This window comes from Alteromonas sp. MmMcT2-2 (assembly GCF_022348305.1).
In the GTDB taxonomy this organism is placed as follows: domain Bacteria; phylum Pseudomonadota; class Gammaproteobacteria; order Enterobacterales; family Alteromonadaceae; genus Alteromonas; species Alteromonas macleodii.
Genome location: NZ_JAKRFA010000036.1, coordinates 23,656 through 35,851, shown reverse-complemented (window position 1 = coordinate 35,851; position 12,196 = coordinate 23,656). Strand labels below are relative to the sequence as shown.

The 12,196-nt window shown below is 45.7% G+C and carries 7 protein-coding genes; 3 read left to right on the top strand and 4 right to left on the bottom strand.

The window, feature by feature from the left end:
- Positions 1-158: 158 nt before the first annotated feature.
- The gene (locus tag MHM99_RS16825; protein WP_049588786.1) at positions 159-3,287 is read right to left on the bottom strand and encodes a hybrid sensor histidine kinase/response regulator; all 3,129 of its coding nucleotides are present in this window, start codon (positions 3,285-3,287) and stop codon (positions 159-161) included.
- A 326-nt stretch (positions 3,288-3,613) separates the two neighbouring features.
- Between MHM99_RS16825 and parC the strand changes: the two genes are divergently transcribed.
- The 3 genes from parC to MHM99_RS16810 all read left to right on the top strand — a co-directional run bounded on the left by parC (position 3,614) and on the right by MHM99_RS16810 (position 8,680).
- Entirely contained in the window at positions 3,614-5,899 is a 2,286-nt protein-coding gene (gene parC, locus MHM99_RS16820; RefSeq protein WP_049588785.1) for a DNA topoisomerase IV subunit A, read from the top strand.
- 63 nt (positions 5,900-5,962) lie between these two features.
- A complete protein-coding gene (locus tag MHM99_RS16815; protein WP_049588784.1) occupies positions 5,963-6,499 on the top strand; it encodes a heme NO-binding domain-containing protein in 537 nt (178 codons plus the stop codon).
- A 12-nt stretch (positions 6,500-6,511) separates the two neighbouring features.
- The gene (locus MHM99_RS16810; protein WP_049588783.1) at positions 6,512-8,680 is read left to right on the top strand and encodes a bifunctional diguanylate cyclase/phosphodiesterase; all 2,169 of its coding nucleotides are present in this window, start codon (positions 6,512-6,514) and stop codon (positions 8,678-8,680) included.
- A 65-nt stretch (positions 8,681-8,745) separates the two neighbouring features.
- Here the strand turns inward: MHM99_RS16810 and MHM99_RS16805 are convergent, their stop codons facing one another.
- From MHM99_RS16805 to astA, 3 genes are all read right to left on the bottom strand, one after another.
- Positions 8,746-9,552: a DUF1338 domain-containing protein gene (locus tag MHM99_RS16805; protein WP_014948018.1), complete on the bottom strand. Its 807-nt coding sequence runs from the start codon at positions 9,550-9,552 to the stop codon at positions 8,746-8,748.
- 117 nt (positions 9,553-9,669) lie between these two features.
- A complete protein-coding gene (astD, locus tag MHM99_RS16800) occupies positions 9,670-11,139 on the bottom strand; it encodes a succinylglutamate-semialdehyde dehydrogenase (protein WP_239220198.1) in 1,470 nt (489 codons plus the stop codon).
- Between the two features lie 13 nt (positions 11,140-11,152).
- A complete protein-coding gene (gene astA / locus MHM99_RS16795) occupies positions 11,153-12,190 on the bottom strand; it encodes an arginine N-succinyltransferase (RefSeq protein ID WP_014948020.1) in 1,038 nt (345 codons plus the stop codon).
- Positions 12,191-12,196: the final 6 nt, after the last annotated feature.

The following is a 12,196-nucleotide window of genomic DNA, read 5'->3' as shown; positions in this document are numbered from 1 at the left end:
GAAGTGAAAATACTTCAACGAGAAGCCGGATATACGGACGCAAACCATTTTAGTCAAACAGCATGTTTACTCTTGCAATAAAGGGGGAGACCATATACAGGCCCTAGGCAGTCTTCTGAAGCCAGCTAAGCTCATCGTAGCAATTAGACTTTATTCGCCTAGCTGCGGCTGTCCTTCAATTTACTCTCGTTAAGCACTTTCTTGGCTTCGGCAATAAGGGCTGGTAACTTTTCCTCGACTAGCTTGTGCTGACCAAGTTTAAGTGAGCTCTCTGTTTCGTTGGCTAAATGCTGCATGCGCGGCAGACCTGTATAGCAACACGCACCGTGTAGTTTGTGAACTTCGGTCTTAAGCCCATTGTAATCTTGATCGTCCCAAAGCGCCGAAAGTGTCTCGATAGTTTCGGGCAGTAACGCAATAAAACTGTCTAACATTTCTTTTGCTGTATCTTGATTTTGATTCGCTCGTTTAAGTGCTAGCTGCCAGTCGATAGAGGGAAAGATGATTTCACCGGGCTCAACATTGTGGCACCACGAATTGATAAGCGTAATAAGTAGCTCAACCTCAATAGGCTTAGGTAAGTAATCGTCCATGCCAGAGGCAAGCAATCTTTCTTGCTCTTCTTTAAACGCGTGGGCTGTCACTGCCACTATTGGGGTACCCATATTCAACGGTGATTTACGAATTTCTCGGGTGGCCTGCAGTCCGTCCATGCCTGGCATCTGCACGTCCATGAGAATTAAGTCAAACTCTTGAGTCTGGCACTGATTGACGGCGTCTTGTCCACTGATCGTTGTGGTTAGCTCGACAGGAGAATGATCGAGCCACGTATGCAGCAGTTTAAGATTCATTTCCATGTCATCAACGGCAAGAATTTTAGCTTTTGGTAGCGTGCCTATTTTCTCTTGCATCGCATTTTTAGCTGGCGTTGTATGGTGGTGCACCAGGCTATCTAACTTGGTAAGCGTCATCGGCATACGCGCTTGTGAATGGAAATGTTGCGACAGGCTTGGGTATTGCGCAAAAGGTTCAGGGCCGGAATACCAAAGTATTCGCTTTTGCGCAGGGAATTGTACAAAACGACTTAAATAGGTATCCCGCAATCCCATCTTACTTACTGGCACAGTTGCCATGAAAAAGTCGTACTGGCCTTTAAGTGACATCAAATAATCTAGTGATTCAACAGAGGTAACCTGCGCACCCAAAATCGATAACATGCTTGCACTTGAGCGACGTGTTGCAGGTACCGGATCGAAAATAACCACGTTCTTACCTTTCCAGTCTTCACTACTAGTTAATGCATATTTCTGGCTTAACTGGTTCATACGTAGTGATACGTTAAACGTAGAGCCTTGGCCTAATACACTTTTTAGCGTTAGATCACCGTTCATTAATCGAACCAGCTCTCGACTTATCACGAGACCTAATCCAGTGCCTTGGTAATTACGGTTAAGGGCGTCGTCTACTTGCGAGAAGGCGTTAAATAGCTTTTTTCTGTCTTGTCGGCTTATTCCGATACCTGTGTCTTCAACGGTAATATTTACTTCGTGAATACCATGAGGAAGCGAGCGTCCGCTCACCGAAAACGTAATGGTACCGCTGGACGTGAATTTAAGTGCATTACTTAACAAGTTATTGAGCACTTGCTTAATACGAAACACATCGCCAATGAGTTTTTCAGGGAGCGGGTGCAAATCAAATACAAATTCGATGCGCTTGCTGTGGGAAGATTTAGCCATGATAGTGACCATTTCTTCAAGCAGCTTATTGGGCGAGAAAGGCTGATTATTAATTTGCAGTTTACCGGCCTCAATCTTAGAAAAATCGAGGATATCGTTAACGATTGTTAGCAGGTTGTCCGCAGCCGTGTTAACAATTCTGACTTGCTCTTGCTGGTCAGTGGGCAGCGACGCATTGTTCAACTCTTTGCTGAACCCCAAGATAGCATTAAGAGGTGTGCGAATTTCATGGCTCATGTTGGCCAGAAATTGAGATTTAACGTTACTGGCTTTTATCGCATCTTTGCGCGCGATATCTAAACGGGCATTCTGCTCTTCAATGAGCTCCATATTGTTGCGCAAATCATTTGTTGCTTGCTCAACTTCGCTTTCCAGCTGGCCTCTGCTTTTCTCCATTAATGCAAAGGAAAAGAGCCCTGCTTCTAAGAAAACACCCACCTGAAAACAATAGGTGGTGAAGTCGTTGGAAGGTAAAATTCCGATAAGGCTTAACATGCCAATAATCGCACCGGTGGCGAGCATACTCCATGCAAAAATGAAGTAACGCGCGGGCTTAAACTTATTGAAAAATGCTTCGAACCCGGCGTAGATATAACTCAATATCGCCACAAGACCCACGCCGTATACTAGGTTGTTCTTCCAAATAGAAGGAAGCAGATCGACGAAGCACACCAGCCCTGTTAACGCTTGGCAAACCAACAATAAGTTAATGACGGGATGTGCCGTGGGAGAGTGCTTTTCCGTTTCCAAAAAGGTCTTGGTAAAAAAGCCTGAGCTTATACCAATAATTACGAATATCAGCTCGGAATGCCCAACCAGCCAAGAGGGGATCCCCTGACTAAACAGCAAGTGCGTATGGCCGCCCCACACAAACTGCCACAAAATAACCGCAGCGATATAGCCAACATAGGCAATCAGACTTTTTTCCCGCACGCCAAAAAATAGAGCAAGGTTATAAATAGCGAGAATAAGCAATCCGCCGTAGAAAAAGCCCCAGAGCAAGCTGTCCATTTGGAAGTAGCTGCTATGTAGCGGTTCGGCTTGAATTCGAAGTGGTGCAATTAGGCTAGACGAGCGACTTTCAATGCGTATGTAAAGGTCGACAGGATCGCTATCAGGCAGCTCAACACGAAAGGTTGGAACACGAAAACGCTGTTCTTTTTGAGCTTTCCCCTGATGGCTTTGCTTTATTACCTTGCCGTTTTGCACCAAATAAAAATCAACACTGTCGAGTTGGCTGAAATTTATTGAGAACACCCAGTGTTTATCGTTTGAAACATTGGCAACAGAAGTGAGTAGCCACATGCCATTATTACGAAACCCAAAGTTAGGGTTGTCATGGGGATGCATAAGGAAGTCATTGCGTCTTCGTGATACATCGCTGATAGTAAGCTGATAATCGGTTTCAAATAAAAAATACAGAGAGTCTGATAAATCTAGCGTACTTTCTTCATCGAAGAGCTGCTCGATATGCTGCGCGCTGGCATTCGAAGGCAGGTAACTGCCTACAACAAGAAATAAAAAAAAGAATACGCGAAAGATAGCCATGATTATCTGTACTTACGTTACCGTTTGATTAGGGGCTTTATTATTTTTTAGTTTTACTCGTAAGAGTGAAAATTGAACGGCAAATTTCACCCAATGCTATTTAACCACTCTCTTTGAAGAATAACAAAACAAACCCTCACCCCATACAATGAGTAAGACCCAAAAGTCGCGACAATTGGTTTCAAGGATTGCACACAAATGCGGTTTACCCCACAATAGCCTTTAACGCTCGGGAGCTTTCACTAAGTGGTGCGCTAAATTGACCACAATAGACAGCCTAACTAGCACGAGCGCATTGGTATTAATAACAAAACGAAAAAACTATCATGAGTGACGAGATCATCATTAATCGCGATGGGGTAGAGCAACTTCCTCTTCGACGTTTCACCGAAGACGCTTATCTAAACTATTCCATGTACGTCATCATGGACCGTGCACTTCCACATATTTCGGATGGCTTAAAGCCTGTTCAGCGACGCATCATTTATGCGATGTCAGACCTAGGGTTAAATGCAAACGCCAAATATAAAAAATCGGCGAGAACCGTAGGTGATGTGCTGGGTAAGTTTCACCCTCACGGCGATTCTGCCTGTTATGAGGCGATGGTGCTCATGGCTCAGCCTTTCTCTTATCGCTACCCTTTAGTAGATGGTCAAGGTAACTGGGGTGCGCCGGATGATCCGAAATCGTTTGCTGCCATGCGTTATACGGAAGCTAAGCTCTCGCGCTTCTCTGAGGTGCTGCTGAATGAACTTGGACAAGGTACGGTAGATTGGGTACCTAATTTTGACGGTACGCTAAACGAGCCTAGCGTGCTTCCAGCTCGCTTGCCACATATCCTATTAAATGGCGTGACAGGGATTGCCGTTGGCATGGCGACGGATATTCCTCCTCACAACGTGAGAGAGTTGGCCAACGCGTGTGCCATGTTGTTAGACAACAGCAAAGCCGAGCTTAGCGATGTGCTAGAACACGTTAATGGACCTGACTATCCTACCGAAGCTGAAATTATTACGCCAAAGTCTGATATTCAAAAGCTGTACGAGACTGGGCGTGGTTCTATAAAAATGCGCGCGGTGTACATGGAAGAAAACGGTGATGTTGTTATTACCGCTCTACCTCACCAAGCGTCTGGTGCCAAGATACTAGAGCAAATTGCCGCGCAAATGCAGGCGAAAAAGTTACCGATGGTAAGCGATCTCCGAGACGAATCGGATCATGAAAATCCAACCCGTTTGGTGATTACGCCTCGCTCAAATCGTATTGATGTGACTCAGCTGATGCAGCATTTATTTGCAACTACCGACTTAGAGAAAAACTACCGGGTCAACTTGAATATGATTGGCCTAGACGGTCGCCCTCAGGTGAAAGACTTACGTACGATTTTGTCTGAATGGTTGCAGTACCGAAAAGATACTGTGACGCGCCGCTTGCAATACCGTTTAGATAAAGTGTTAGCGCGTTTACATATTTTAGAAGGTTTATTAATTGCGTTTTTGAATATCGATGAAGTTATCGAAATTATTCGCACGTACGACAAACCAAAACCTGAATTAATGGCGCGATTCGGTTTAAGTGACACACAAGCGGAAGCTATTCTGGAATTGAAGCTTCGTCACTTAGCCAAGTTAGAAGAAATGAAGATTAAAGGCGAGCAAGATGAACTTGCAGAAGAGCGCGACAAGCTTCAGCAGCTTCTAGGCTCAGATCGCCGCCTTAAAACCCTAATTAAGAAAGAAATCCTTGCAGACGCTGAAAAGTACGGTGACGACAGACGCTCACCTATTGTTGAGCGTGGAGAAGCTAAAGCGCTGTCTGAAAAAGAGCTGGTACCTGCTGAGTCTGTAACCGTTGTGCTGTCAGAAAAGGGCTGGGCACGCTGTGCGAAAGGTCATGATATCGATGCGGAAGGTTTAAGCTACAAAGCTGGTGATGCCTATTTATCCAGCGCCGAAGGCAAGAGCAATCAGCCTGCCGTGTTTATGGACAGTTCAGGTCGTACTTTCTCTTGTGACGCTCACGGGTTGCCGTCTGCACGAAGTCAGGGGGAACCGCTAACCGGGCGCTTCAGCATAGTGGGTGGCGAGTCATTCCAACACGTCATTATGGCGCAAGACGAAAGCAAATTCTTAGTAGGTTCTGATGCAGGTTACGGCTTCGTCGGCACATTTAAAGATATGGTGAGTAAGAACAAGGCGGGTAAAGCCTACTTATCATTGCCTACTGCGGCGAAAGTCATGAAACCAACACCGGTTACAAATCCAGACTCCGACTGGTGCCTAAGTATTTCTAATGAAGGTCGCATGCTCATGTTCCCACTACGCGACTTACCAAGTTTAGGTAAAGGGAAGGGGAACAAGCTTATCAATATTCCTTCTGCAAAATCGCAATCTCGGGAAGAGTACGTGAAGGTGCTTACTGTTGTACCTGATGGTGCCGCAATTAAAGTGGGAGCCGGTAAGCGCAACATGACACTGACGGCTGACGACCTTACCCACTATCAGGGAGAAAGAGGCCGAAGAGGGAATAAATTACCGCGAGGACTACAGCGGGTTGATACGGTTGAAGTTGTCTTACCCAGCAAGGACGAAACATCTGAAGATTTGTCATAAAGTTTAAGTTGTTCTTATGCTTAGGTGAACTACACTCAAAAAGGGATTAGATGAGGAATTTACATGCTAGGCATAGTTTTTACATCGTTAATCGATATGCTCGAGGAGAAAGTTTCTCCTGAGTTTGCTGACGATGTCATCATGGAAGCTGGGTTAGAAAACGACGGCGCTTATACCGCAGTGGGCTATTACCCGTTTGAACAAATGCAACGCCTGTTAGGTGTGCTGGTGGAGAAAACGGGTAAGTCAGCTAACGAGCTACTCTACGATTTTGGCTATTACTTATTTGGTAAGTTAGGTGCAGTACATGGCGACGTGCTAGCCAATACAGAAGGCATGTTGGATATGCTGGAGCACTTGGACGGCGACATTCATGTTCAGGTTAAGAAGCTCTACCCAGACGCCGACCTACCCCGATTTACGGTGATATCCAGAACCGATAACACCATGCGCTTACAGTATTATTCTGAAAGAGAATTATATCCTTTAGCAGAAGGCTTGATGGACGCAGCCGCAGCTCACTACAACTGCACCCTGGAAAGGGAAACCCATCAACTAGATACGCCTCATACCTACGAATTTAGTATATCTTTCGTTTAACGGAGGCATGTTATGTCAGATGGAACAACGCATAGCACGCCTTCTGGTAGCGACCGTGCTGCGTTACTTGAAAGGCGTTTAAAGCGAGAGCGAAATGCGAGAGAGCAAGCCGAAGCTTTGCTGAGAGAAAAGACGCAAAGTTTGTATGCTACGCTTCAAAAAAGCCAAAGTGCACAGAAAGATTTGGAACTTGCACTATGGGCGTCGCAGGAGTCTTTTTGGAATTGGGAGGCAGAGAATGACATTATGGAATTTCGCTCATTCTCACTACATTCTGAAAGTGTATCTACCTGGTCAGGCACCTTAATTGAGCTTCTAGAGCGGGTACATGAGGACGATTTAGACGGCCTGCAGTTTCACTGGAGCATGGCGCTACACGGCAATCGTGACCGTATAGAGTTTTCCTTTCGCTTAAAGCTAGACAGCGATTTTCAGTGGGTAAGGCTGCGCGGGCGCGTGCTAAAGCGTGGAAAAGCGGGTGAAGCGCTTCAAATTGTTGGTACCACAAAAGACATTACTCAACAGCGAAAAGCTGAACAATCGTTTCACTTAATGGCCTCTGCTTTTGCGAGCTCACGTGAGCCCATGTTAGTACTCTCACCTGATCTTGTTATCACAGAATGTAACGATGCATATATTCAGCTGATTGCTGCGCCTTTCAAAGAGCAATGCATTGGTTTGGATTTCAACCAAATATTCATTGCTGAGAAAGTCGATAAAGTGCAGTTGGCGCTTGATAAACAAATTCGCTTCGAGTCGAAAGTGAAGACGCAAAACGGTGAAATTAAGGTTGTCGATATCTCGGTGGCTTTGTTTGAGACCTACCAGCAAACGTCATCTTATTTGATTGCCACAATGCGCGACATCAGCGATAGAAAACGCAACGAAGCCAAACTACGTCAACTGGCATTGCACGATGAGTTAACCGGCCTTTCCAATCGCAATTCGCTGCGTGAGTCCATCTCCGGGTTAGTACAAAAAGAACAGCACTTTATTTTGGTCTTTATTGATCTGGACGGGTTCAAAGCAATTAACGATAACGCAGGGCATGAAAGAGGGGATATTGAGCTTCAGCGCGTAGGAGCGCTCCTTACTGCCATATTCGGCCCGATAGGGGAAGTCGGCAGGTGGGGTGGTGATGAGTTTATTGCCGTATTGCCTAATCAGAATGTTGAGGAAATTGCTGAACGCTCTGAGCGGCTTATCAGCCAGATAGAAGAAGACGCCATAACCGTAAAAACGTCGGAGCTTAGGCTGTCTGCCAGTATTGGCATTGCTGAATTTCCAGAACATAGTGATAACCTAGAAAGCTTGGTGCAGTGTGCCGACGCCGCAATGTACCGTGCGAAAGAGCTGGGTAAAGGGCAAGCGTTTATTTACGAGTCAGGTCTCTATGAGAGCATGACCCAGCAGGTCAGTATGGTGAATGACTTGCGCAGAACAGTAGAGAACCACCTTCTCGATTTCTATATTCAGGGTAAATATGATCTAAACGGTGAGTTAAAAGGCGGTGAAGTACTGTGTCGCTGGATTTCAGGCTTGCACGGTGTTGTATCGCCAGCAGTGTTTATTCCCATAGCAGAAGAGCACAAGCTGGACAGCGCCATTGGTCTTCAAGCGCTGGAAGCGGCATGTGATTACATTTCAATAATGGAATCGCAGCAGGGTGACGCCATTCCTTTGTCTGTGAATATCAGCGCTAATCAGATGCTTGACCCAGAATTTCCAAATCAGGCAATGTCTATCTGTATGGATAATGATGTGTCTCGCGAATTTATTGAGCTAGAGCTCACTGAGTCGGTCTTTATTCGCGATGAAAAATCAGCACTTAGAGCATTAAACACGTTGAGAGAGCATGGGTTTAGACTGTCTCTGGATGATTTTGGCAGTGGTTTTTCATCTCTTAGCTACTTGCGAAGTTTCCAGTTTGAAGTGGTTAAGGTGGATAAAAGCTTAATTCAGGGTATTCACCAAGATAGCAAAGCCAATGCGCTATTTAATGGTTTGATAGCCATGTTAAAGAGTTTGCAAATAGATGTGGTGGCTGAAGGCGTAGAGTTGGAGTCTTATTTGCCTTTCATGGAGCAGGCCGACATTCAGCTAATGCAGGGGTTTTACTTTGATAAACCAATGCCTTACGACCAGTTCTTGGCAAGGCATACTACTGAGCCTAATCGGTAATGTCTTCAGCTAAGCATAAACAAAAAAAGCCCTATCGGGCTTTTTTTAATGACTAAGCAAGCTCGTTACTTAGCATTAGTGCTTTCAAAGATTTTATCTGCCGATGCGGCAACAAAGCCTTTGTAAAGCTTACCATCAGGCATTTCATAGCGTTGTGCAAACTCGTAGAAGCAGCTTGGAATTGCCACAGTTTCGTCGCTAAACGCTACGTCAGCACGGTCAGCCATCGTTGATGATTGCGCTAAAAATACGTCTGGACCACCTTTAATTTCGCCGCCAGAGGTGTTTAGCACAAAGCCTGCTTCTTTAAGCAATGTGTTTACGTCGGTAAGCTCGTCAGTACGGGTTAAGTGATTAACACTTACCGTAAAGTGGTTAGCACGGAAGCCCCATGCCGCCATCCACGCCGCGTATTCTGATTCGCTAAGCAGTGTGTCGTATTCTGCTTTAGTAACGTCCCAATGTTTACCCGAGTACAAGAAGTTATCTGCATCCACTACAGACTCAGGCATTTGATCAACCATCTTCTTGATAATTGCTTGAGCAGTTTCAGAAAGCTCATTTACACGAAGCTCACTAATAAATACTTTTGGTTTAGTATCGTCAGGGTGCTCGAAATGCTTTGCAGTAAGCTTTTTCGCTTCAAAGTCATAGTCGCCTTTAGCTTCATAACCCAATGCTAAGAAGTGCGCAGCAAGCTTGTCTAAGCGGGTTTTATCAAGAGCAAAAGTTCGAAAAGCTACATGGTCGTTAACGATGTCGTTCGTGTTTTCTTCACCCGCCAAAAGTGCATGAATTTTATGCGCTGAGGGAGTGATGGTAACGTAATCGTCCCACATGTTGCTAAACAACGTATCGATGTTGCTATGCATGGTGGTAGGGTCCTTTCTGTCGTTGACTATTTTTAAACGAATAGTTCGTATAGGGTTGGTACTAAACTGGCCGACACAAAAATCGGGTCGGCCTTTTTGTAACGTGAAAAGCTTGGGTTACATCGACAAGCCTGGGCTTAATTTGCCCGGCATAGTAACTTTATCAAGCTCAACTGAAGCAACTGGGTACGCACAGTAGTCGGCTGCATAAAACGCACTTGCTCTGTGGTTACCGCTGTCGCCCACGCCACCAAATGGCGCTGCGCTGCTTGCACCTGTAATAGGTCTATTCCAGTTTACGATGCCCGCGCGAATGCGTGCGAAGAAGTAGCGATAATCTTCTTCGTTGTCGCCTAGAAGACCTGCTGATAAGCCAAAGCTGGTGTTATTCGCTTCTTCAATCGCAGCGTCGAAATCGCTGTAACGAATTACTTTAAGTAGTGGACCAAAGTGTTCTTCATCAGGCAGTGAAGCAAGCATGTCAGTTACATCAATGATGCCAGGAGTAGCAAAACCTTTGTTCTCATCTTTTTGTTCAAGGCGAACCAGTACTTTACCACCAAGGTTTTCAAGCTCTTGCTGTGCTTTTACCATCAGTGCAGCGGCATTGCGTGAGATCATTGCGCCCATAAATGGTTGATCTTCAGCGTCATAATCACCCACGTTAATATTCTTGGTCACTTCGATTAAGCGAGCAAGGATTGCATCACCCTGTGCATCGGCTGGTAAGAATAGGCGACGTGCACACGTACAGCGCTGACCGGACGTAATGAAAGCAGATTGAACGATGTCATGTACGGCAGCATCAACATCAGCCACATCTTTAACAATGAGTGGATTGTTACCACCCATTTCAAGAGCCAAAATTTTACCTGGGTGACCTGCGAACTGCTCGTGCAAGATTTTTCCTGTGCGTGAGCTACCCGTAAAGAAAAGACCATCGATATCGTTATGCGACGCCAAAGCCTTACCTGTTTCAACTTCACCTTGTACTAGGTTGAGTACACCCGCTGGCAGGCCAGCAGCATCCCATAGCTTCACCATTTCTTGTGCAACCATAGGCGTCAAATCGCTTGGTTTAAACACAACTGTGTTACCTGCAATAAGGGCTGGAACAATGTGTCCGTTTGGCAGGTGGCCAGGGAAGTTGTATGGGCCAAATACAGCAACAACGCCGTGAGGCTTGTGTCGAATGAAGGCTTTACCTACAGGCATTGGGTTTTCAACGTTACCCGTGCGTTCAAAATAGGCTTTTTCAGAAATACCAATTTTGCCCATCATGGCGCCAACTTCAGTGGCAGTTTCCCATTCTGGCTTACCCGTTTCTTTAGCCATAACTTTGGCAAGGTGCGCTTTACCTTCTTCTAGTTTAGTGCCATAAACCTTAATAATCTCAAGACGCTCTTCAACGGTTTTCATGCTCCATGCTGGAAGTGCAGCACGAGCAGCGTTAATTGCGTCATCAATTTGAGAGGCTGTCGCAGACTTACCTTCCCAAATCACTTCGTTTTTTGCAGGGTCAATTGACGCTAAGTCATGACCTTGTCCGGCAACCCATTCACCGTTGATAAAATGTGTATGTAGCATAGTGGGTGTCCTATTAATCTCTGAATGTAACAGGGGCGAAGCGTACGTGCTCTCCCTCTTTGACATTCAATGCAGCAGCGGCTTGGCGAGATAGCACGGCAACTTGCTTTTCTTCGCTTACCGTCATCTCGGTGGCAACTGCACGAAAATCAGATACTGATGTATTAATGATGTAGTGCGTTTGCCCTTGGGCAGCAGCGCTATCATCAATGACAACAGGCAGTTTTAAGCTCGACTGAGCCGTACGGATGTGGCTTAAGTTTGCTTCTACCGTCGGGCCTGCGTCGAAAATGTCTACGTAGCCGCGGCAAGAAAAGCCTTCTTCTTCAAGAAGCTGAAGAGCAGGGCGTGTTTTGTCATGGACTTCGCCAATGACTTCCTGCGCTTCTTTGCTAAGCAGATTTACGTATATCGGGTACTTCGGCATAAGTTCAGCAATAAACACTTTATTACCAATGCCAGTCAAGTAGTCGGCAGTAGGAAAATCCATAGAGAAGAAATGGGTTTCCAACCACTCCCAAAACGGTGAGCGTCCTTCTTCGTCACTCACACCGCGCATTTCAGCAATAACTGTCTCTGAGAAGCGTTCACGGTGCTCCATCATGAACAAGAATCGAACCTTTGAAAGGAAGCGGCCGTTTATGCCGCCGCGGGCTTGTTCGCGAAGAAACAGCGTACATATTTCAGTAACACCGGTGTAGTCATTACAAAACGTTAGAATGTCTACCGTGTTGTGAATGTTAAGCTCGCGCGAGGCGTGCACTACTTTGCTTAGGTGGTAATGATAGAACGCATCGTCTATACCAACAGCCGCTTCAATACCTGTTGTTCCCACTACCTGTCCGGTAGTGGTATCTTCCATTACAAACAAGTATGACTCATCGCCAGGTTCGGTTACGTTTGGTTTGTTAAACGCAGTTTCTGCACGATCAATTTTACGCTGCAGCAACTCGTCGTTGACAGGTAAAGACGTAAAGCCAATACCTGATTCAACGGCGATTTCTTTAAGCGCGTTATAGTCGGCCTTCGTGATAGGGCGAATGATATTCATGTTCGC